Origin of the sequence: Limibacterium fermenti (assembly GCF_041902845.1) — a bacterium.
Lineage (GTDB): Bacteria > Bacteroidota > Bacteroidia > Bacteroidales > Dysgonomonadaceae > Limibacterium > Limibacterium fermenti.
Window position 1 is genome coordinate 3561733 of record NZ_CP159486.1, and the last position, 22807, is coordinate 3584539.

Annotated in this window: 24 protein-coding genes; 12 read left to right on the forward strand and 12 right to left on the reverse strand. The window is 46.9% G+C overall.

Going from position 1 to position 22807, the window contains the following annotated elements:
* Positions 1 to 21 precede the first annotated feature (21 nt).
* On the reverse strand, positions 22 to 1473 hold the full coding sequence (locus tag ABNK31_RS15375; protein WP_418893331.1) for a lipopolysaccharide biosynthesis protein: 1452 nt from the start codon (positions 1471 to 1473) through the stop codon (positions 22 to 24).
* 264 nt (positions 1474 to 1737) lie between these two features.
* Here ABNK31_RS15375 and queG point away from each other — a divergent pair, with 264 nt between their 5' ends.
* Positions 1738 to 2661 carry a tRNA epoxyqueuosine(34) reductase QueG gene (queG, locus tag ABNK31_RS15380; RefSeq protein ID WP_418895421.1) on the forward strand — a complete coding sequence of 308 codons (924 nt, stop codon included), beginning with the start codon at positions 1738 to 1740 and terminating at the stop codon, positions 2659 to 2661.
* Between the two features lie 209 nt (positions 2662 to 2870).
* Positions 2871 to 3896 carry a Holliday junction branch migration DNA helicase RuvB gene (gene ruvB, locus ABNK31_RS15385; RefSeq protein ID WP_418893332.1) on the forward strand — a complete coding sequence of 342 codons (1026 nt, stop codon included), beginning with the start codon at positions 2871 to 2873 and terminating at the stop codon, positions 3894 to 3896.
* 116 nt (positions 3897 to 4012) lie between these two features.
* Here the strand turns inward: ruvB and ABNK31_RS15390 are convergent, their stop codons facing one another.
* Together ABNK31_RS15390 and ABNK31_RS15395 are read right to left on the reverse strand one after the other, a co-directional pair.
* Entirely contained in the window at positions 4013 to 5398 is a 1386-nt protein-coding gene (locus ABNK31_RS15390; RefSeq protein ID WP_321578975.1) for a DUF4270 domain-containing protein, read from the reverse strand.
* A 149-nt stretch (positions 5399 to 5547) separates the two neighbouring features.
* Complete coding sequence (locus ABNK31_RS15395; RefSeq protein ID WP_418893333.1) at positions 5548 to 6363, reverse strand: glycogen/starch synthase; 816 nt, start codon at positions 6361 to 6363, stop codon at positions 5548 to 5550.
* Between the two features lie 223 nt (positions 6364 to 6586).
* Here ABNK31_RS15395 and panC point away from each other — a divergent pair, with 223 nt between their 5' ends.
* The 4 genes from panC to ligA all read left to right on the forward strand — a co-directional run bounded on the left by panC (position 6587) and on the right by ligA (position 11367).
* Entirely contained in the window at positions 6587 to 7429 is an 843-nt protein-coding gene (gene panC, locus ABNK31_RS15400; RefSeq protein WP_418893334.1) for a pantoate--beta-alanine ligase, read from the forward strand.
* Between the two features lie 311 nt (positions 7430 to 7740).
* Entirely contained in the window at positions 7741 to 8091 is a 351-nt protein-coding gene (gene panD / locus ABNK31_RS15405; protein WP_418893335.1) for an aspartate 1-decarboxylase, read from the forward strand.
* A gap of 51 nt (positions 8092 to 8142) precedes the next feature.
* Complete coding sequence (locus tag ABNK31_RS15410) at positions 8143 to 9216, forward strand: hypothetical protein (RefSeq protein ID WP_321579337.1); 1074 nt, start codon at positions 8143 to 8145, stop codon at positions 9214 to 9216.
* 87 nt (positions 9217 to 9303) lie between these two features.
* Complete coding sequence (ligA, locus tag ABNK31_RS15415; protein WP_418893336.1) at positions 9304 to 11367, forward strand: NAD-dependent DNA ligase LigA; 2064 nt, start codon at positions 9304 to 9306, stop codon at positions 11365 to 11367.
* Between the two features lie 305 nt (positions 11368 to 11672).
* Here the strand turns inward: ligA and ABNK31_RS15420 are convergent, their stop codons facing one another.
* The 5 genes from ABNK31_RS15420 to ABNK31_RS15440 form a co-directional block, all read right to left on the reverse strand.
* Complete coding sequence (locus tag ABNK31_RS15420; RefSeq protein ID WP_418893337.1) at positions 11673 to 11885, reverse strand: hypothetical protein; 213 nt, start codon at positions 11883 to 11885, stop codon at positions 11673 to 11675.
* A gap of 80 nt (positions 11886 to 11965) precedes the next feature.
* Complete coding sequence (locus ABNK31_RS15425) at positions 11966 to 12385, reverse strand: hypothetical protein (protein ID WP_418893338.1); 420 nt, start codon at positions 12383 to 12385, stop codon at positions 11966 to 11968.
* Between the two features lie 199 nt (positions 12386 to 12584).
* Positions 12585 to 13376 carry a hypothetical protein gene (locus tag ABNK31_RS15430; RefSeq protein ID WP_418893339.1) on the reverse strand — a complete coding sequence of 264 codons (792 nt, stop codon included), beginning with the start codon at positions 13374 to 13376 and terminating at the stop codon, positions 12585 to 12587.
* A 281-nt stretch (positions 13377 to 13657) separates the two neighbouring features.
* Positions 13658 to 14197, reverse strand: a complete 540-nt coding sequence (locus ABNK31_RS15435; protein WP_418893340.1) for a hypothetical protein — start codon at positions 14195 to 14197, stop codon at positions 13658 to 13660.
* A gap of 676 nt (positions 14198 to 14873) precedes the next feature.
* A complete protein-coding gene (locus ABNK31_RS15440; RefSeq protein ID WP_321579346.1) occupies positions 14874 to 15077 on the reverse strand; it encodes a hypothetical protein in 204 nt (67 codons plus the stop codon).
* A gap of 201 nt (positions 15078 to 15278) precedes the next feature.
* Between ABNK31_RS15440 and ABNK31_RS15445 the strand changes: the two genes are divergently transcribed.
* The 3 genes from ABNK31_RS15445 to ABNK31_RS15455 all read left to right on the forward strand — a co-directional run bounded on the left by ABNK31_RS15445 (position 15279) and on the right by ABNK31_RS15455 (position 17112).
* A complete protein-coding gene (locus tag ABNK31_RS15445; RefSeq protein ID WP_418893341.1) occupies positions 15279 to 15788 on the forward strand; it encodes a hypothetical protein in 510 nt (169 codons plus the stop codon).
* Between the two features lie 218 nt (positions 15789 to 16006).
* Entirely contained in the window at positions 16007 to 16444 is a 438-nt protein-coding gene (locus tag ABNK31_RS15450; protein ID WP_418893342.1) for a helix-turn-helix transcriptional regulator, read from the forward strand.
* An 11-nt stretch (positions 16445 to 16455) separates the two neighbouring features.
* Entirely contained in the window at positions 16456 to 17112 is a 657-nt protein-coding gene (locus tag ABNK31_RS15455; RefSeq protein WP_418893343.1) for a nucleotidyl transferase AbiEii/AbiGii toxin family protein, read from the forward strand.
* Between the two features lie 87 nt (positions 17113 to 17199).
* Here the strand turns inward: ABNK31_RS15455 and ABNK31_RS15460 are convergent, their stop codons facing one another.
* The 4 genes from ABNK31_RS15460 to ABNK31_RS15475 form a co-directional block, all read right to left on the reverse strand.
* Positions 17200 to 17511: a hypothetical protein gene (locus ABNK31_RS15460; protein WP_418893344.1), complete on the reverse strand. Its 312-nt coding sequence runs from the start codon at positions 17509 to 17511 to the stop codon at positions 17200 to 17202.
* Between the two features lie 425 nt (positions 17512 to 17936).
* On the reverse strand, positions 17937 to 18371 hold the full coding sequence (locus tag ABNK31_RS15465; protein ID WP_418893345.1) for a zeta toxin family protein: 435 nt from the start codon (positions 18369 to 18371) through the stop codon (positions 17937 to 17939).
* On the reverse strand, positions 18364 to 18690 hold the full coding sequence (locus ABNK31_RS15470; protein WP_418893346.1) for a hypothetical protein: 327 nt from the start codon (positions 18688 to 18690) through the stop codon (positions 18364 to 18366). The genes ABNK31_RS15465 and ABNK31_RS15470 overlap by 8 nt, the downstream gene beginning before the upstream one ends.
* Before the next feature lie 67 nt (positions 18691 to 18757).
* Positions 18758 to 19003 (reverse strand): hypothetical protein, encoded by a 246-nt coding sequence (locus ABNK31_RS15475; RefSeq protein WP_418893347.1) that lies wholly within the window; start codon positions 19001 to 19003, stop codon positions 18758 to 18760.
* A 153-nt stretch (positions 19004 to 19156) separates the two neighbouring features.
* Between ABNK31_RS15475 and ABNK31_RS15480 the strand changes: the two genes are divergently transcribed.
* The 3 genes from ABNK31_RS15480 (at position 19157) to ABNK31_RS15490 (ending at position 22546) form a co-directional block, all read left to right on the forward strand.
* A complete protein-coding gene (locus ABNK31_RS15480) occupies positions 19157 to 21013 on the forward strand; it encodes an SLC13 family permease (RefSeq protein ID WP_418895422.1) in 1857 nt (618 codons plus the stop codon).
* Positions 21014 to 21148: 135 nt separating this feature from the next.
* Positions 21149 to 21940: a hypothetical protein gene (locus tag ABNK31_RS15485; protein ID WP_418893348.1), complete on the forward strand. Its 792-nt coding sequence runs from the start codon at positions 21149 to 21151 to the stop codon at positions 21938 to 21940.
* A 15-nt stretch (positions 21941 to 21955) separates the two neighbouring features.
* Positions 21956 to 22546: a hypothetical protein gene (locus tag ABNK31_RS15490; RefSeq protein ID WP_418893349.1), complete on the forward strand. Its 591-nt coding sequence runs from the start codon at positions 21956 to 21958 to the stop codon at positions 22544 to 22546.
* Positions 22547 to 22807: the final 261 nt, after the last annotated feature.

Below are 22807 nucleotides of genomic sequence, written 5' to 3' on the forward strand. Positions count from 1 at the left end.
TGCCCGGGGCCGGGAATGACTTTAAGCGGAGCGCTTTTTTTTCGAATCGAACCAGTGTTTGATTTCTTCGCTCATCTCCAGCTTAAGAAGGCGGCATATAAACAAATACGCGAAGCCGGTCAAGACCGCATTTGCCAAAATATAAAGGAGATTGTTTTCGACGGGACGGGTAATCCAATAGGATGCGGCGGCACAAACGAACGCCACCAGCATATACGGCAGAATATCGCATACAAAGCGGCCGGGAGTATATGAGACCGCCTTTTTGGCCATAACCGACGAAATAATAAGGATAATGAGTACGTAGACCACCCAACTGGCAGCCAATCCCATGATACCTTCCCGAAAAAACAAGACGATTAACATCAACAGCACCACGCCTTTCACCACTTCGAGCCCTAAAAAGAAATCCGACCGTTCGCGCGCGATAAACAGTTCGTTGAAAATAAAGGTAAACGGAAAAAACATCCCGCCCAATGTCAACACCTGGAAATACGGAACCGATGCGAGCCATTTCTCTCTGAAGAAGAGAAAGAAAGTGGGTTCGGCAACGACAATCATCACAAAGCCGATGGGAAATGAAAGAAAGGCTATTGATTTCATCATTTTACTCACCACCCGTTTCAGTCGTTCGGTTTGGTCGTTGATTTCCGAAAGAATCAGCACCGATACCGACCGAAACGTGTCGGACAACATCGTGAAAGGGATCTCCTGATACTTTTTTGCCCGATCGAAGAAAGCCACCTGGTTCATCGGATAAAACACCGCAATCAAACTGGGATAGATATTGTTGACGACCGACTGGATAATGGACGTCAGCAATAATTTGTTACTGAATCCGAAAAGGGATTGCAGGGCTTTCTTCTCGAAACTGCGGGACGGTCGCCAGGGCGAATAAATCCACAAAAACACGGTCCGTAAAAAAGCGTATAACATCTGCTGAACAACCAACGCCCACACCCCGTAATGCAACAGCGCCATCGTTATAGCCACGATATTGGCGACGAGCAAGGCCCACATATTGGTCTTGGTCAACCCTTTGAAGTCGGCTTTTTTTGTAAGGCGAGTATATTGGACCGTCCGAAAAGCATTGAAAACAATTCCTAAAAATAAGACACGCGACACGGCGGACAGCAAGGGAGCGTTAAAAAGCGATGCAATGGCCGGGGCAGCAAAAAAGAGTACGGCATATAAGAGAACACTCAGTCCGACATTAAAATAAAATACCGAACTGTATTCTTCTTCGCCGACATCTTTCCGGTTAATCAACGCCCGTCCGAAACCGCTATCGATGAGGATCGGGATAAAAGCCATGAAGACACTGAGCGAGCCGATCAATCCGTAATCCTCCGTAGAGACGATATTCATCAGCACCAGCATGCTCACAAAATTGAGCAGTTGCTGCCCGAATTTATCGAGGAAACTCCACAAAAGCGAAGAGATCGTCTTTTTCTTTAACGCAGAATCTGCCATATTGACCGGTTTTCGTTTTGCAAAAATAAGCAACTTTTTCTTATCTGTCGCCCCAAAGAAGAGAGAATCGTGTATCTTTGAACTTATTTTTACCCCCTCCGGGTTATCGCCTTCGCCCGTTTTAAGTCAAGAGGACTGTTGCAGTAGCCGCATCCTCTCGCTCTCCCCCTTAACGTAAGGCGTAAGGGGAGTATCCGGGGACGGGGTAAATAACAAATCGTTGAGTTCGCAATTAAAACTGTTTGATGTTTGGTAGATAAGTTGATGACATTCTCTGAAGAAATAAAACAACAAGCGTTTGCGCTGGGGTTTGATGCCTGCGGTATCTGCCGGGCCGAGGACAGCGGCCGTGAAGCCGAGTACATGCGTTGGCTCGCCGACGAATGCCATGCCGACATGGGATATCTGGAACGGAATATCGATAAGCGGCTCGACCCTCGGTTGTTGATAGAAGGAGCGAAATCGGTCATCTGCGTCGCCCTGAATTATTATCCGCAACGCACGTTACCCGACAACGTGCCGCAATTCGCCTATTATGCTTACGGACAAGATTATCACGACGTCCTGCGCGACAAATTGAAACGGCTGTTCGATTTTATCAAGCAGCGTGCACCGGAAGCGGAAGGCCGTTATTTCAGCGACTCGGCGCCGGTGTTGGAACGCTATTGGGCGGCGCAATCCGGATTGGGGTTTGTGGGAAAAAACAGTCTCCTAATCATTCCCCGCAAAGGTTCGTATTTCTTTTTAGGCGAACTGATTCTCAACCTGGAACTCGAATACGATGCCCCGTTAACCCGCTCGTGCGGTAAGTGCCGCCGGTGCATGGATGCCTGTCCCACGCAAGCCATTGAAGCGCCTTACCGCATCAATGCCAAACGGTGCATTTCGTATCAAACCATCGAGAACAAAGGCGAAATCGATAAAGAACTTGCGCCTTGCCTGCATAATAATGTCTACGGTTGCGATATCTGCCAGAAGGTATGCCCTTGGAACCGTTTTGCAACGCCCCACCATACCCCTGAGTTTAATCCGTCGGATGAATTTTTATCGCTCGACGCCGACAAACTGCTGGAAATGAATGTAGAAGATTATCAGCGTATCTTTAAAAAATCGCCGGTAAAACGGGCTAAGTTCGAAGGATTAAAAAGAAATATCCGCACGCTCGATGGTGCGACGGGAAAAAAATGACAAAGAGACTTTTGGGACAAGGAGACCGGGGGACGGGGAGAAGGAGATGATAATGCCTGCGGCGATACACGCGCTACGCGTGATAATGGCTAACGCCGATAGTGGAAGACAAAAAGTGCGGGAGACAGAGAAAATCCATTCATAACTCATAATTCAAAACTCTTTTTTCTGCAAGTCAGGATTATTCGCTATTTTTGCAAACAATAGATATGGAAGAAACCTTTGATATACATAGCAACCGCCATTTTCAAGAACCCGAACGGGAATTTGAGAATGCATTGCGCCCGCTCACTTTTGCCAGCTTCAACGGTCAGGAGAAGATCGTCGAGAACCTCAATATATTCGTCCGTGCCGCCCGCTTACGGGGCGAATCGCTCGATCATGTGTTATTGCACGGCCCTCCCGGGCTGGGAAAGACCACGCTTTCCAACATTATCGCCAATGAGTTGGGCGTCGGGTTCAGGGTGACTTCCGGACCGGTGTTGGATAAGCCGGGCGACTTGGCCGGTATCCTGACCTCCCTCGAAGCGAACGATGTATTGTTCATCGACGAAATACACCGGTTAGCCCCGGTGGTAGAAGAATATCTATATAGTGCGATGGAAGATTACCGTATCGATATCCTCATCGATAAAGGCCCCAGCGCACGTTCCATCCAGATTGACTTGAACCCGTTCACCCTGATCGGGGCGACAACGCGCAGCGGATTGCTCACCAGCCCCTTGCGCGCGCGTTTCGGCATCAATATGCACTTGGAATATTATGATATGGAAACGCTTACGGGCATTGTATTACGGTCGGCCGGCATTTTAAAAATCGGCTGCGACCGCCGGGCCGCCGAAGAAATCGCTTCCCGTAGCCGCGGCACGCCTCGCGTTGCGAATGCCCTTTTGCGACGGGTGCGTGACTTTGCGCAAATCAAAGGCACGGGTAAGATCGATCACGCCATCGCATCGTATGCCCTGGAAGCATTGAATATCGACGTTCATGGATTGGACGAAATAGACAACAAAATCCTACTGACCATCATCGACAAATTCAACGGCGGACCGGTAGGCATTACCACCATCGCCACCGCGGTAGGTGATGATGCCGGAACAATCGAAGAGGTTTACGAACCTTTCCTGATTAAGGAAGGATTTATTAAACGAACGCCCCGAGGCCGCGAAGCAACCGACTTGGCTTATCGTCATTTAGGACGTAAACGTCAAGAAGAACAAGGACTGCTGTTTTAATGATCCTTGTTCCTCTTTCAAAAGAATATTTTAGTGATTCGCACAGCGGTAGATTAAAAAAGATCGACTTCACCGCATGAAACGATTATCTGAAATTTTATTTGTATCTTCTTTTTTCAGAACTTACTGAAAATCATTTCGAGCTTCATATTCTCCGGTTGTTTATCGAGCCGTACGGCTGTCGGCATCATCTGATTGGAGACACTCGTCACTTCAACTTGTCCTGTACGACTATTCGTTTGGGTAGTAACATCTACGGGAATAAGATAATATTCCAAATCAAACGCCTTGTAATTGTTTTGTTCGTTATAATAATTGACTAACGCCGATATATTATTGAAACTATACGAATAGGTCGTCGCATTGAATGCTGCGGAAAGAAAACCGGTTCGGTTATCGGGCATCTTTCCTTCCTCGAAGAAGCCTTGTAACGAATCTTTATGAATCAACAACAGATAAGAAGGCGGACTCAGCTTGACGGCCGCATCTTCATAGACTTCCGGATCAGCATATAAGGTAAGCGCGGCCAGATTTATCGATTGCCCTTCACCTAAACGCGAGTGTATATCGGAGAAAGGGAATTTTAATTTGGTATATACTCCTGCAGGACTTTTGATATAAGAATGCGCGGAACCGGGAGCAAGCAACTGCTCATTGTTATTCTCAACCGTATTGACCTGAGCCACTTCCGGGGTAATATTCAACTGCAAAGCAGTACTGCGAATCGTATCGGTTTTCTGCGAAGAACCTTTCGGATCGTTATACTTATAGTGCACATACAACGAAGAGAGACTCACATTGAGGATGGTACTGCTGCCGAAACCGGTTGTCACATATACTCCGGGGAAGAACTTGCGGAAACTATCAGCATCGGAAAAGCTCCCATGCCCTGTCTTTTTATATTCGGTGAGGAATTTTTCACCTAACTCCAACGGCAATTTCACCCCGATTTCATAAATCAACATCGTATCGACAGTGTACGCCGACGTGTAATACGCTTCTTTGCGATACACGGCATTCTTTCCGGTAAAGGTTGCGGAGCCCAATTCCGGCGACTGATAATACTCATCCGGAGAGACATTCGTATAATTGTTATTCGGGAGTTGTTTATTCAAGCCGTATACCAATACCTGCATGGGCGACAACGAGTCTCCGATGATCGACGTATACGAAACCAACAAGCGGACGGAATCGATCGCCCGCACGTCATCGTGAAAACCGATGCCTTCCGGAAGATAAAATTCTCCCATATAATCGGATTTGATGGACCCGAACACCGGGTCGACATATTCGCCCAACACCGGATATTTTGTGCGGGAGAAAATCGAATCGACCTGAACCGTTTCAGCCGACAAAGTGAGGGTATCGACATTCATCGCAAGCCCTTCGCCATCAGGCTGAATGCTAAAGCCTATTTTTTCGAGATTATCGTTACAAGCAAAGGCGAGCATCACGAAAAAAGAGATGCAAACCGCTTTGTATATCAGTGAGGGAACTTTCATTGTTTCAAAAATATATGTTTTAACCGCGCAAATATCCGAAAAAATAACCGGATAGGAAAACTGTTCCGTCTGTTTCTTTCAAATTTTAAACATATTTGTATTTCATAGAAACATACGCCCTTTCCATTAAGATTTTATAAGTGAAGCCACTACCCTATCTTATCGTAGAAAGCATCGATTTCTTCGACGCTCTGGTCAAAATCCGCTTTATACGGAAGAAACGGTATTTGCTTTTCCTTCACATAGGCCTTGATGCGTTTATCGATAGCGGGAACGCCTTGAATGACCCCGTCGGAATAATCGACGGCTAATTTGGTCAGATTCACAAAGTCCATTTCGCCCCGGGCCTTAACCAAATCGATTTCGGAATCGCCGATGGTATCGAAACGGAGCTTATCGGCAAAACTATCGTGGAACGATTTGGTGAACACATCATCGTATACCGAATAAACCACCTTCGCGTTGCTGAAGCAGGGATCATCGGCATATCCCCGTTTGATATACAAAGGCGCCAAAGCGGTAAACCATCCGTGGCAGTGAATGATATCGGGTATCCAGCGAAGTTTTTTAATCGTTTCCATGACACCCCGTACAAAAAAGATGCTCCGCTCGCCGTTGTCGTCGTATTCCTCGCCGTTTGCATCGACAAACAGTTCCTTTTGCTGGAAGAAATCTTCGTTGTCGATGAAATAGACTTGCATGCGTGCCGCCTGGATAGAGGCCACCTTGATTATGAGGGAATGATCGGAATCGTCGATGATCAGATTCATTCCCGATAAACGGATGACTTCGTGCAGTTGGTTGCGACGCTCGTTAATCGTCCCGTACTTCGGCATGAACGTGCGTATTTCCCTTCCTCTTTCCTGAATAGCCTGCGGTAAATAGCGGGATATATTCGATATAGTGGATTCTTCTAAATAAGGGTAAATTTCTTGCGTAATGTATAAAATTTTCTTCTGCGCCATGGGAACAATTGTTGTAAATTGAGCACAAAGATAATAAAAAAAATCCGCATAAATACAAAATATTCCGGCCTGTTTTTTGTAATCGATTAATAATAAAAATAATAGTAGTCATTCCCGGGAGCATTGCTTGGAGCGAAACCCCCGGTTTGCCGTATTTTTTACCTCGCGGCTTTCGCTATGTGATAAATATTTTGTTGCTTTGCAGTCGGAAACAACAAACAGGATGAAAGTCATAACAAAAATATCCGATTTACAAGGCGAGCTTTCGCACGCACGGGAGCAGGGCAAGAGCATCGGGCTGGTACCTACCATGGGAGCGTTGCACGAAGGGCATGCCGCGCTGGTAAAGCAAAGCGTCGGCGACAACGACGTGACGGTGGTGAGCGATTTCGTCAACCCCACCCAATTCAATAATCAAGAAGATTTGCGGCTTTATCCGCGCACCCTCGATGCGGACGTAGCCTTGCTCGAACATATCGGCGCAGACATCGTATTCGCCCCGCCGGTGGAAGAGATGTATCCCGAACCCGACACGCGGCAGTTCGATTTCGGCCCGCTCGGCGAGGTGATGGAAGGAGCGTTCCGGCCGGGGCATTTCAACGGCGTGGCGCAGATTGTCAGCAAACTGCTGATAACGGTGGAGCCGGATAAGGCTTATTTCGGCGAAAAAGATTTCCAACAGATGGTTATCATCAAAGAGATGGTCCGGCAACTTGCGCTTCCGGTGGAAATTGCCGGCGTGCCGATTGTCCGCGAAGAAAGCGGGCTGGCTTTGAGCAGCCGTAATGCACGACTGTCGGACGAAGAACGCGCCCGGGCGGCGGGCATCTACCGCACGCTGAGGCGGAGCTTGTCGTTCTATCCTGAAAAGACACCTGCCGAAGCCACACGGTTTGTCACGGAGACGATAAACAATATCGACGGGTTACACGTTGAATACTACGAAATTGTGGATGCGCACACGCTTCAACCGGTGGACGATTGGCGGACGGCGGAAAGCATCGTGGGTTGCGTGACGGTCTATTGCAATGACGTAAGGCTGATCGATAATATCCGGTATAAATAAAATATAGAGACTGGAGGTTAGTGATTAGAGGTTGGAGGTTGGAGGATAGAGGCTGGAGATTGGAGATGCGGGGAATCATCATCCTGTAAAAACTCAAGTTTCGCAAGGAACTTAAGAAATTACAAATTACGAATTACGAATTACAAATTGCAAATTACGAATTACAAACTACAAACTACAAACTAAGAACAGTTAGGAGTAAGAAGTAAGAAGTAAACAGTATGCAGTAAACACTAACTGTAAACTGTAAACTTTCAGGCGAAATAACTTGCGAAACTTGAATAAAAATAGATAAAAGCAAGAAAAAAAGAATGTTGGTAGAAGTTTTAAAATCAAAAATACACCGGGCGACCGTAACGGATGCGAATCTGAACTACGAAGGGAGCATCACGATCGATGAAGATCTGATCGATGCGGCGGGGATGTTCGTCAACGAAAAAGTATCGGTCGTCAACAACAATAACGGCGCGCGGTTCGAGACGTATATCATCCGAGGCGAACGGGGCTCGGGCACGATCTGCCTCAATGGCGCGGCAGCCCGCCTGGCGCATGTGGGCGACATCGTCATCATCATGAGTTACGCCTTACTCCCTTTGGAAGAGGCCAAACGCCTCGAGCCGAGGGTCGTGCATATAAAGACCGGCGATAACAAAATCGAATAAAACGGAATTTATCAAAAATAACTATCTTTACGCATTGAAAAAACAATCACGATGAAACGAAAATTAGTACTTACGATGATCGCTCTCGGATGTTTGCATACGGTTTTGGCGCAACAATACCGGTGGAACGTGGGGGTGGATTATTTCTTCGACAATACCGAATACGACGGATCGTCGTATATCGATTCGGAAACGATGAACGGCGTGTGGCTGAATCCACTCGGACGTATTGTGTGGGATGGACGACACTCGGTGAACGCCGGCGTCAACCTGCTGAAAATACCGGGGATGGATAAGGCGCTGGACAAAGTGGACGTCACCATGTACTACCAATATAAGGCTCCGAAAATACTTTTCCGGGCAGGGGCGTTTCCGCGCAAAGAGGTGTTGGGCGACTATAATAATTTCTTTTTCAAGGATTCGGTCAATCATTTCATTCCGCTTATACAGGGGGTATTCGTGCGCTTGGGCGACGAACGGACGTATGCCACGGCTTGGTTCGACCGCACCGGCTACGCGACGCCCGACAAACGCGAACACTTTTTTGTGGGGCTGTCGGGAAAAGCATCGAAAGGCATCTTCTTCGCCGACTTCCAATCGTATATGTTCCATTATTCCAATACGCGCCCGCCAACGAAAGGGGTGGGCGTGAGCGAAAACCTGCAACTGCAAGCTTCGGCAGGCGTGCAAATCGAAAACCGAAAAGGACTCGCCGCCACGCTGGCTGCCGGCACGCTCATCGGATACGAACGCGACCGGCGAAGCGAAATGCCCTTGCTTCACAAGCCCGTGGGATTTATTGCGCGAGGCGATATCGAGTATTGCGGCCTCGGAACGAAAAACCTGCTCTATGCCGGCGCCCCGCGTATGAAACTGTTCGACAGGTTCGGCGGTGATTTGTATTGGGGAACCCCGTTTTTGCAGAGCCGGTTTTATCTCGAAAACGAATGGTATGTGCGGATTATCGAGTCCGACCGGGTGAACGCGCGCTTCAACTGTAACCTGCATTTCACGGAAGGGAAATTGTTATTCCAGCAGATGCTTACCGTATCGGCCAATATCGGAACGCTGAACGAATCCGTCCATAAGGGGTTGATTTTCCCATGGAAGAGGTTGTTTAAATGAGGTATGAATGATGAGGTATGAGGTATGAACTATGAACTATGAGGTATGAGGTATGAGCTATGAGCTATGAGCTATGAACTATGAGGTATGAATGATGGAATGATGAATCTTTTCAAACAAGAGGATACCCAACCCGCTAATACACCCGAGGGTAATTCGCCGGAGAAAACCGAAATTGAATCGTTGCGGCGGCAGTTGCACGAGCATAATTACAACTACTACGTGTTGTCGCAACCGGTCATCACGGATGGCGAATTCGATGCGATGATGCGCAAGCTGGTCGAGTTGGAAAAGGAACATCCCGAATATGCCGATCCTAATTCGCCCTCGATGCGCGTGGGAAGCGACATCAACAAAGATTTTGCGCAGGTGAAACATCGCTATCCCATGCTATCGCTGCAAAACACTTATTCCGAAGGCGAAATCGCCGACTTCTACAACCGGGTGCAACGCGCCCTCAACGAGGAATTCGAAATGGTTTGCGAGTTGAAATACGACGGCACTTCCATCTCATTGATATACGAGCACAAACGCCTGGTACAGGCCATCACCCGAGGCGACGGCAAGCAGGGCGACGACGTGACCGCCAACGTGCGCACCATCCGCAGCATACCGCTGGTGCTGAAGGGCGACGATGTGCCTGATTACATTGAAATTCGCGGCGAAATCATCATGCCTTGGCAGGTGTTCGAAGCGCTCAATAAAGAACGCGAGGAACAAGAGGAACCCCTGTTCGCCAATCCCCGCAACGCCGCCTCCGGCACGCTGAAGCTGCAAGACCCGCGCATCGTGGCCTCGCGCAAGCTCGACTCGTATATGTATTTCCTGCTGGGCCCGGAGCTGCCGGGCGACAGTCACTACGACAATCTGCAACGCGCGCGGCAATGGGGATTGCGCATCTCTTCTCATATAAAACGATGCCGTTCGCGCGAAGAGGTCTTCGCCTTTTTAAAGTATTGGGACACGGAACGCAAGCACTTGCCGGTGGCTACCGACGGCGTGGTACTCAAAGTCGATTCGCTACGGCAGCAACGCAACTTAGGCAGCACGTCGAAGTTCCCGCGTTGGAGCATCGCTTATAAGTTCAATGCCGAAAAGGCGTTGACGACGCTGCTGTCGGTATCGTATCAGGTGGGGCGCACGGGCGCCGTGACGCCGGTTGCCAATCTGGAGCCGGTACAACTGTCGGGCACCACCGTCAAGCGCGCGTCGCTGTACAACGAGGATGCCATCCTCGCCCTCGACCTGCATGCGGGCGACCGGGTGTATGTGGAAAAAGGCGGAGAGATCATCCCCAAGATTACGGGCGTGGAGCAAGTGGACGGAAGCCGGCGGGGAGAAAAGATCGCCTTCGCCACGCATTGCCCCGATTGCGGCACGCCCCTGGTGCGCAACGAGGACGAGGCGGCTTATTATTGTCCCAACACCGAAGGCTGTCCCACGCAAATCAAAGGGCGCATCGAACATTTCGTTACGCGCAAGGCGATGAATATCACCATCGGGCCCGAAACAATCGCTTTCCTCTACGACAAAGGATTGATTCGCGACGCCGCCGACTTGTATGAACTGCGCTTCGAGGATCTGGCTTCGCTGGAACGATGGGGCGAAACAAGTGCCAACAACCTGCTCGAAAGCATCCGGACGTCGCGCTCGGTGCCGTACGAAAGAGTGCTTTTCGCACTGGGCATCCGTTATGTGGGCGAAACGGTGGCGCGCACGCTGGCGCTGGCTTTCCCCGACATCGAACGGTTGGCGCAGGCTACGGTGGAACAACTCACGGCGGTGGATGAAATCGGCGGCCGTATCGCGCAAAGCGTCTACGACTATTTGCGAGCGCCGGAGCACCGCGCATTTGTGGAACGTTTGCACGCGCACGGACTCCAATTCGCGCTGAGCGCCGAGGCGCTGGCCGGCAAAAGCGACAAGCTGCAAGGGAAGACATTCGTCATCAGCGGCACGTTCGCCGTGCATTCGCGCGACGAATATAAGGCTCTCATCTTGCAACACGGCGGTAAAAACAGCGGGTCGGTGTCGAAAAAGACGGACTACATCCTTGCCGGCGCCAACATGGGCCCGGCCAAACTCGAAAAGGCTTCCAAGCTGGGGATTCAACTGATCGACGAAGAAACGTTTTTGAAGATGGTGGAATAGAGGATGGTGGATGGAGATTAGAGGTTGGAGGTTGGAGATTGGGGATTTACGCGGTAAATTAAATACCCGTCAAATGGCGGGAAGGACCGTTTGACGGGTAGAATATGATCGAACTTTTGACTCACAATATTACAAATATTGAGCAATCAAATGGTTATTGCTTACATATCTGACGAAAACACCGTATCTTCTTTTATATGATAGATATTGAAGAATACATACCATGATGTATTTCTATTCCTTTTGATAGAGAATTACTGACAATTCTTCAAAATAATTCCTAACTTCAGGCAAAAACAGGACTTTCATTTACCGTATATTTTCCTTAAATCCTGTTCAATTCCTTTCATTAACTCATCTTTCGTAATTCCTCTATGAAAGTCTTCCGGCAAATCTTCTTGCCTCGTCAAAACAAACGTTTCATTCCTGCCTCTTCGGATAACCACGGTTTCCGTTCTTGCACTATCCAGATATTTTCTCATATTGTTGCGTAATTCCGCCGAACTGATAACTTTCATATCGTGATAACTAAAGTATATTATAGAGTACAAATATAGTGCCTGTTTTTTTAATACCAAAAATTTATCTGTGCGACAATTCATACGCGGTAAATTAAATACCCGTCGATTTCTTTGGGAAGGGAACCGTCAAAGGCGGGATCGATAAACGCATAATCGCCATAACCGGCATCCGCACCTCTTGTCAGGGAACTTTTCTTATGCAGGCGTTCGTTTCCTTTGACGAGCAGCAAGGGGAATCCCGGAACCTCATCCCTCGCGAGGCCCTGTACCGAATCGCCATTGAAAAATAGTACCGTTCCGTCATTCCGGTCGGAATAGGCCACGGGCACTTCTTCCGCCGTATCCCATGTGCGGGCATTAATATTGATACCGGAAAATATCGACAGATCGGGCACATAGATATTCAACAACGGAAGGGCGTTCTCGATTTGAACAAGTTCTTCCTCCGTGTCGAAATATGCTGCAAGCACCGAACGGAATGTTTTCCCTTTCTCCACTTCCCTGTTCTTAACATAGGGATAGAATACATCGTAGTCGTTATCGAACTGCCGGACGGCTTCGGACTTGATAAAATCGCGGAAGGGGTTGTCTCAAAAGTAAAAACAGGAATGATTCTTTTTAAGTTACAATCCATGACTTCTACTCGTTTACTAACAACTTTTGGAACACCCCCCGGAATCATCACCCCTTTCCGGCTCATTTTTTCTCTTCTTCTTTTTTCTTTTTCGCGGCTGTTTCTTTTGCGGCTACGATTGTCGCATATTTTACCCTCAAGCGGTCGAGGTCGCTCAACAAAGCCGCCAACTCCTCATTGGGAACAAACTCCTGTTGTGTTACAAGTGCCGAGCAAAAGCGGTTGTAGCACTTTCCCGTTTCGTGGCTCAATTTAGAAGCCGAGTCATTCTCTTCGATATCACCGAGCATGTCATTGCGTTGCTTCCACACCTGCCCCATCTCTTCATTTTTAGGTTGAAGAACATTGAGGCCCTTGTCAATGCCGAGATCGGCAGCCAAAGCCTGCAAGTCGTTGACGGCAGTTGTTCCGGCGTCTCCCGCAGGTGGAGTTTCCGGCTCTTTGGCAGCCGTATATTTGCCGAACATTTCGCCCAACAACTTACTTTGGGTATTCATCGGAAGCTTGTTTGCATTCCAATAAGGTTGTAAAAACTCTATGAACGTGCGCGCTTTTGCAGCTTTATCCGTATCGACAAGGCTATTCTCCTCCGTGCGGAGCGTATTCTTCACTTCGCCGTAAATACGGTCGCATTCATAATCCAATACCCTAAGCTGTTCGGTATATTGGTGAGCTTGTGTAATATTCAACTGGTCGGCCAATTGATTCGTATTTTTCGTTAACTTCACCAGTCCTGCCTGAGACGTAGCGTCAAAAAGCGTTTTCTTGCCGTCGGCAATTTCCACAGTCGTTTTAGACAACGCGAAGACATCCTCGTTGTCAAGTCGATAAACATTCAAGGGATACAATTTCATTTGTCAATAAATTTTTAAAAACTGTTTCTTAGAAACTGTTTAAATTTCTTACGAAAGGCTGTAATGAAACGATTCTTCGCTTTCAAAAAGTTTCTTTTTTGTATTCTTCTTCCTCTTATTTGGTTCAAATAGCCCGCTATTATCGCCAAAACGAGAAAGAACACTGCTAAAAAATAATTCTTTTTGAGTCGCGAAAGAAATTTAAACAGATTCTTAGTATAACACACTTGTTTTCTGCATAAGCAGATTCATTTTAAGAAAGGTTGAAAGAAAACCGTTTTTTACGGTATACCGCCGGCCGGCAGCATCTCCGGAAAACGAAGGATAAAGAGAATTGTGCTCCGGAAGGTCCCAAAACAGGTATTTGAAAGGATATTCTTTTGAAGAAAGCGCCAAACTGCCGTTTTGAAGAAATATTCTTTTGAAGAAATCACCAAACCGTCGTTTTGAAGAAATATTCTTTTGAAGAAACCACCAAACCGTCGTTTTGAAGAAATATTCTTTTGAAGAAACCACCAAACCATCGTTTTGGAGAAATATTCTTTTGAAGAAAATGCCAAACCATCGTTTTGGAGAAATATTCTTTTGAAGAAACCACCAAACCATCGTTTTGGAGAAATATTCTTTTGAAGAAACCACCAAACCGCCGTTTTGAAGAAATATTCTTCTGAAGAAAATGCCAAACTGCCGTTTTGGAGAAACATTCTTTTGAAGAAAGCGCCAAACCGCCGTTTTGGAGAAACGATGTATTCGCGGTAACCCTCTTTCTGCCGAACAGGAGCAACCCTGCCGTCGATAATGCCCCATACTTGCAATCTCATCCAACCTCTATCAATTTGTTCATCATGAAAAGAGCTTTTTACGGCAAAACTCTGTCCAGTGTCCCGGAAACACGCTTGTTTCCGCCCAACATACTGCCCGCAAAGACATCCTCCCGACTTTCGAGAGGGAAGAATGCACAAAGCATGGCGCCAATCATTTAATCAGCGAGACGGAATAGATTCTATGAAACAGGAAAGGATTCGGCTGTGGTGAAACGCAGGGGAGTTCTTTCTACAACGACTCTGTCTGCTGACAACAAGTCTTTTGTATAAAGACGAAGCAAATATAGCGGTTTTAATGATTCGTTAGGTATAAGAACAAGTTAATAAACTATAAAAACGACATCCACGTTGGTTTCATACGGTTTTTCTATCCGCAAACTACTTCCATCCTTTTAATAATGAAGTATGCGACATATCTCTAACAATAATGCCTTCTTCAAAAATTTCGTATGCAAAAACCCAATTCTTCTCGAAGACAGCACATCGGTATCCTCGTAATTTCCATTTCTTAAAACGGCACAAAGAATAATCTGCCCGACTTGCTAAAGACAATAAAAAACGTTCTATCCGATCCGTCCTTTTATGAGCTGCTTCCGGAGACAATTTGAGATCTCAGACAAGGTATATCCTCAATTCAGATATCTTACCCATAACAATATCTGAAATAATAACTTCACGCATTCCCAGTGAAATACTCATCGATTTGACGGTGCAATTCACCAATAAATTTGCTCACCGGAACGGCATTGCATTCTTCAGCAGCGTCCTTGAAACTCTTCTTTTTTTCTTCAAGAACCATTGCATAAGGCAATGTCTTAACATACTCGATAAGTTGCTTTGCCTGTGCGCTGTTTTCTTCTATAATAATCGTAGCCATATCACATCATGTTCAAATTCTTACAAAGATAATAACCCTACACCGATTCTGTCCAATAGATGCCGAATAAATTATAATAATCCTTCATACCTCATAGTTCATAGTTCATAGTTCATAGTTCATAGTTCATAGTTCATGAACATATCTCGCAGAGGCATTGTTATATATCCTATACGTTTAATGAATAAAAAAACAAAAAGTATGAAAAAGATTTTATTTCAAAACAGCACGTGGCTTCTGGTAGCGGCTTTTATTGCCGTGGGAACGCTGGCATCGTGCAACAACAGTAAAAAACAGGAATCGAAGGAGCAAGTGAAAATTGAAGTAACGACTCCCGATGGGACAACGGACTTTACCGTCTACGATTATGCACAAAAAGACCAGGCGGTGCAGGAAGCGAATAACGAACTCGACAAGTTGAACCGCCGTATCGATGAGCTCAAAGCTGAAGCGAACGCAAAGACGAACGAACTTTCGGCCGACGCCAAAAAATCGTACGACAACGCTATCGCCGACCTCGAAAAGAGCCGCGACAACTACCAGGCAAAGGTAGATGACCTGCAAAACAGCACACAGGAAAACTGGGAACAGGCGAAGAAAGACGTGAACCAAACCTATCGCGACGCCAAAACGGGTGCCGAAAAGGGTTGGAAAAAACTAAAAGACGGTGTGAACGACGCCGTAAAAGAAGTGGAAAAAGCAGTGAAGTAAATGGTAAATAGTGAGTAGTGAATGGTAAATAGGAGGAGATAAATTTTCCTATTCCTGTACATACATTTCTCCCCCTTGTCTGCCGCATGCGGACAAGGGGTTTTTGAATGGATAGAAGGTGCTGCTTCGAACCTTTCCCTCGATTACTCGAAAATTTGTTCAACGCAGACAGAGGAAAATCGGTTACTTGATATTATCTTTGTACAAAAGTTCGCGTTATGGATAGCCAAGTTGATATATTAAAAGGTATTCACCCCGGAAAGCTGATTGAGCGGGAACTGAAGAAAAAAGGCCTCACCCGACAAGTTTTATCCGAGCAAACGGATATTCCGTATAAAACCATGAATGCTATTATCGCGGGAAGGCGCAACCTGACCGTACTACAAGCGCTAAAAATAGAACAAGCCTTGGGTTATAAAGAGGGTTTTCTTGCCATTCTGCAAACGTACCACAACATCCGTCAATATAAAGACAATGAATTTTCCCGAATATATGCCGAACCACCCCGCATCCGCAAGTCTCTTTTCTGGGATGCAGACTTTAACAAAATCAATTGGGGCAAACATCAGAAAGCTGTTATTAAAAGGGTTTTGGAAAGAGGAAATAAGGACGAAATAGAAGAGATTCATCGATTCTACAATTTAACAACCAAATAAACAAGAATCCGATGAACGGTCAACTTCATTACGAAACGGTAACTCCTTTGTTAAAGAAAACCCTCAACGAGTTGATGAGCATTCCTTTATTCGATCCTTTTTATCTGGTGGGAGGAACTTCATTGGCTTTACGTTTAGGACATCGAATTTCTATGGATATCGATTTATTTACCGCTGCCCCTTATGGCAGTTTGGATTTCTCAGCCTTTGAGAATTTTTTTCACGAACACTATCCTTATTATTATTCCACTGACAGAACAAATATTGTCGGATTCGGGCGTTCATATTATGTAGGAAAATCAGAGAATGAAAATATAAAGGTCGACCTGTATTATCATGATGAAATGACGGATATCTGCGATAGAATAGACGGAATCCGTATAGCGAGCTTAGACGATGTGGTGGCAATGAAAATAGATGTTATCTCTCGTTCAGGACGAAAAAAAGATTTTTGGGACCTTCATGAGCTCTTAAATAGTTATTCCATCACTGAAATGTTGGATTTGCACAAAAAACGATATGAATACACACATGACAGGAATCAAATTATTGCCAATTTAACGAATTTCACTTCCGCTGACGAGGACATCGATCCCATCTGTTTAAGAGGAAAAATATGGGAATTGATAAAATTGGATTTTACAGAATTGATGAAAGATATTCGATAGTTTGCACAACTGTACATCCTCGAGGGCGCCGTTCCACACGATACCCGCGATCCTTTTTGCCCCATCTTTCAAAACGCCCTGAATCTTCTAGACCGGCAAGGCATACCGCCACACCAGCCAGGCAGCGACAATACATGCCGCCACACATATAAATACCGAGATGCCGGTGCGCAATGCCCGCCGCAGGCACCGCGGGTCGGACGGGTCGTAGTGCGGATTAGGGACATCCTTTAGGCACGACAAACAAATGAGTTTCTTTTCGTGTTTCATCTCGAGCGTGTAGTATATATCCGCTCCGCAATAGGGGCACGTGGTGCGGTATATGGGAGTATCGGGCGACAGGGGGTACCCGGCCGGGCGGCTCTTCCGCCGGGGCACTGATTTTGCATCGTGTTTCATCGTTACATATAAATAAGACTTTTCCCGGGCCGTCCCCCCAAGTCCGGTATCTGTTTATATAAAAAGAGGCGCGGGGACTGTTGATCGTATCACGCTTCTGAGGATCTCGACATCCCTGCACCAATGATAGACAACAGCCCCACGCCAACGAAGGCGTGGAGCGTATGTTGCTATCATCCTGATACAAAGAAATTGTCGAGATTTCAAAAGCGGATGATATCAAAAACGCTTCCCGTTTTTACTTCAAGACGTTACGCCTGAGCATAACGGTGGCAAAGGTAGGATTTTTTTGAATAAGGCAGGCCTTTTTGCCGGAATTAATTTGAGGCTTTAAAAACAAGAGGAAATGACGACGGCCGAGAGTCGCCTTCAAACGATATCGGTTACGAATGAGGAGATTTTGCGTCAGCGGACAGCGGTTTTATTTACCGATTCGGGCAACTCGAGAGCGGTTTCCGTATCACACGGGAGAAAAAATGGGATAAGCCCCGCCCTTCCTGATGATCGTTTAAGCCCGTTAGAGCATTTTCCAACGAATCAAGACCCACGTAAATTAAATTTACAGTGAAATTATTCTCTTTGAATTTTTTGACCATGTCTGCAGCCGTGTCCGAAGAAAAATTCGTTTCAAACGCAAAATCTTCACGTTTTTCGAGAGCTTCATTTACTGATTTTTCTAAAGTACCACCCACGGCGCCCTCTAGTTGTTCTTTTGACAATTGGGGATATTTGTTTGCATAATAAGCAAACACGATATCGCCATTAAAATAACCTGTCTCCGGACGAATAAATTCATCCTGCAACGTGCTTTTTCCTGCACCGTTAGGACCGGCGACAAGCGTGAAATGATTATCAGACATTAGCAACAGGACGTCTTATGTGTTCAGTTAGCGCCGTTAATCTCCCTTGCCCCTCCGGTGATAATTGGCGAAGAAGTGTATAGGTTTTGTCATTGCTGTTAAAGAGTAATAAATCTTCGCTTCCGTCGACATTAGCACGGATAATCTCTTTGTCGCTTTTGCATCTTGCATCCCGATATTTTGGCGTCAGCCCTCTTTCCCATAGTTCAACGTACAAATCAGCAATTCTTTCATTCATCCGGCGTTCTGTTTCGGCAACGGATAAACCATTTGGTAAATAAGTGGTTTTCTTAAACTGGATTAATTGTTGTTCTGTCATATCAATTTTCTTTTTATTTCACCTCATTTTATGGAGGTTTACAACCAATACTACATCAGACCGTAGTTTACTGCTGCTCAAATCGGTAAAAGGGGAAAATATCATTCACTGTACAAAGATCCTCTTCCTCATCTATAAAATCAAATGAACTGTCTTCCGAAGCGATATACTCGATATCATGCGTAAGTTCCTGATCTTCGTAAGACTTTATCATAAAGTCGGCGAATTCAGATATTTGCTCTGCCTTCTCCCGGGGTAATCCGTGCATCGCCCGAACGGTTTTGAGTATGGCGGATTCTTTTGTTTTGCACATAAATATTCATGCAAAATGACATACAAAAATACGAAATAAGTTTGAGGAGTATCCATCTCCCTTCAATCTATTTTCAATCTATTTGGTGAGTAAATAACCGAAATATTGTACCTTTGCGTCCAAAATGTGTATTATCTGCCGATGAATGCTCAGATGATTGTCACCATTACGGTATTGGCCGTTACCGCAGGCTTGTTTGTATGGGGTAAGATCCGCTCGGACATAGTCGCCTTATGTTCCCTGTTGGCTTTGGTGCTGACGGGCATCTTGACGGCCGAAGAAGCCCTGTCGGGGTTCTCCAATCCCATCGTCATTATGATCCCGGGACTCTTCATCGTCGGCGCATCCATTACACAAACGGGACTGGCGGCCTACTTTAGTAGCGGCTTGCTGAAGCTCGCCGGTAAAAGCACCCATCGACTGTTTATGTTAATCCTCGTTGTGGCGGTGCTCATCGGCTCGTTCCTGAGCAATACGGCCACCGTAGCCATGCTCATGCCTATCGTCATCAGCGTGGCCACTCAATCGCATGCCAACGTGCGGCGGTTGTTGATGCCCTTGGCCTTCGCCAGCAGCATCGGAGGCATGATGACGCTTATCGGTACGGCTCCCACCCTCGTCATCCACAATGTGCTGGTCGAAGCCGGATACAAAGGGCTGGGCTTTTTCACCATCCTGCCCGCGGGAATGGTGCTGTTCGTCATCGGACTGTTTCTTCTTTGGCCATTATCGAAAATATTGGACAAGAAAGGCGAGGACGGCCTGTCCGAAAACCGGTCGAACGTGAAGTCGCCGCATCAGTTAGCCGCTCAATACCGCGTGACGGACAATCTGTACCGGCTGGAGATTCCCCGCCACTCCGGGGTAATCGACAAGAAGCTGGCCGAGCTCGACATCACCAAACGCTATAAAGTCACCATCACCGAAATCCGCACCAAATCGCACTCGCCCCTCGTGCGCAATACCGTCACCCGGTTGCCCGAAGCCGACACCATCCTCACCTGCGACGATGTGCTGTATATCATCGGCGAATATGAAAACATCCGCCACTTTGCAGAAGAAAACGGATTGGAATTTCTCGACAAGGATATCAACGGAGAACGCCAAAAACCCAAATTCGCCGGCAAATTCCGTTTTGAAGAGATCGGCATGGCGGAGGTGGTGCTTTTAGCCAACTCCAGGCTTCACAACCGCATCGTGAGAGAGTCCGGATTCCGCGAAAACTACAATGTGAACATCCTCGCCATTCAACGCAAAGACCAATACATTATCCAGGATATTAAGGATGCGAAGATGCAGGCGGCCGACATGCTTTTGATACAAGGCACTTGGGAAGACATCAGCCGCCTCGACCGCCTGGAGCCGGATGTGGTGGTCATCGGCCATCCCGACATCGAAGCCTCGAAGATCACACTCGACAACAAGGCGCCTTTTGCAGCCGCCATACTGGTGTTTATGGTGCTGTCGATGGCGCTCAATTGGTTCCCGCCCGTGATCGCAGTGCTGTTGGCTTCCGTTGCCGTCATTCTCAGCCGATGCTTCCGCACTGTGCGCGACGCTTACCGTTCCATCAACTGGGAAAGCGTCATTCTTTTTGCCGCGATGATGCCCCTGGCCAGTGCGATGGAAAAGACCGGCACCTCGGCCGCCATCACCGGAGGCATTATGAACACGCTGGGGGTATACGGGCCTTACGCCGTGCTGGCCGGCATTTTAGCCGCCACGTCCTTCCTCACGATGTTCATCAGCAACACGGCCACAGCCATTCTTTTCGCACCCATTGCCCTGCAAGCGGCGGTCTCGATGGGGGTAAGCCCCTACCCGTTCCTCATCGGAGTAACCGTTATGGCGAGCATGTGCCTGGCAAGTCCTTTTTCCACCCCGCCGAATACCATGGTGATGTCCGCCGGAAAATACAATTTTATGGATTATGTCAAAGTGGGATTACCGTTGCAAATCGTTTATCTCATAGCAATGATCATCGCCTTGCCGTTGATCTTCCCGTTTTAACCCTCCACCGAAACTTTTAACCTTCACCCATGCAGCATTTTTCTTCGTTCTCCATCTATAAAAAGTAATCGCTCGTTCTCCGGACTCACGAGCCGGGGAATCACGAAATCGTTAAACTATTGACTAACTTTTAAAATGAAACAACTTTTACTATGCTTGCTGTTTTTGTGGATGGCAAGTGCGTTAAGCGCTCAGGACAACGTCCCGTTACGAATCGCCGTTGAAGCCGGCGGGGCCGATTGGTCCGGCGAACCCGACACCCGATGGAACATTCGCCAAGATGTGAACAGCTATGGAGCAAACTTGTATGCCGACCCTGTTCATGCAGGCTCCGAGGGATCTTTTCAGTATATCGGCATCAAGCCCGAATTCACATTATGGAAAGGACGCGTATATGTAGGCACAGGCTTGCGCTTTAGCACGGCTTACGAGTTTCTCGGCAATATTTCGGAGGGAGAACAGTCTTATTTCTTTTTGCGCCGTCAGGGGCACGAAGCGGTGGAATTTTACCGCATCCGTTCTATCGAGGAAACCGTCAATCACCTGTCCGTCCCCCTGGAAATAAGTTTGGTGGTATTGGGATACCGGAGTAATTGGCAACTCTACGTAAAGGCGGGCAGTGAAATAGGAATGAAAGTTTACGGAAAAACGCATATCCGCTTCCGAAACCCCGAAATGAATCCGTACGCACAAGAACTGCTCGACGATGCAGACATCCGTCTCAACCGCTTTTACTCCACCCTTTACGGAACCATCGGCCTACGGCTTACCCAACGCAATGGCATCCGTTACAGTGCGGAAGTAATCATTCCTTCCCGCTATCTGACCAAAGACAATTTCAGTGTGGTTACGCCGCAGGAATTTTCCGGAGCCCAATTTTCCATTTCTTTCCCCATGCAACTCTTTATAGGTAAATCATCTTTTTAAATCCGCATTTCCAATATGAAACAGCAAATCATTCTTTTTACAATCGTTCTCGCCTTATTCGCTACCGGCTGTAGCTCATATGAAGATTATCGCATCAGCCAATCGATATTTATTGAAGATGTAGACAGTCCCGGGCTACCCATTTATTCGGAATGGGGCTACAACACTTTTGGGGCTTACTGGGATCGCACGCCTTTTATTTCCGAACAATACGACATCCCGACCAAAATAATTGTCGAAGCGGGAGCGACAAACTGGCATTTGATGGGACACAAAAACGGCCCTATGCAAGTCCTTACCTTTTCGTTTCCCGGCTACGCACCGACAAATTACAATAGCTTGATTTCGCTCAAAGGGAAAACGTTCGATCTGACCGGAAACGAGTGCACCGTATCCGTCAATGAGAGCATTATCGAGATTTTGGAGGGCTCGATCTCCTTCAAACAGGCTCAAAAACTATCTGTAGACAAAGAACTTATGCGGGTCATCGTTTCCGGCACCTTCCATCTGAAAGGAATCTATAACAACGAGCCTTTTTCCCTTACTTCCGGGCGTTTCGACCTCGGAATCGGTGAAGACAACTTCTTTTTCTTAAACCGCAAATAGCTGCTCCGCAATCTTCCGATAGAATTACTGTCCGATCTACCGAAATATTTTTGTACTTTTCTTCTATAAATTCCCCCCATATTCAAAGAAAAATGGAGCTAAATAGAGAAAGATGTTTGGATACAGGCATAAATCACCCTACCCACAAGGTTGCAGGCAAAGACGCGGTGACGCCTTCCGATATGCGATTTTCTTCTGCGGGCTTGTCTTCTCTTATTGGGAGCAGCATTAACCCCGGTCTGTGTTCTTGAGGTCGTTTCA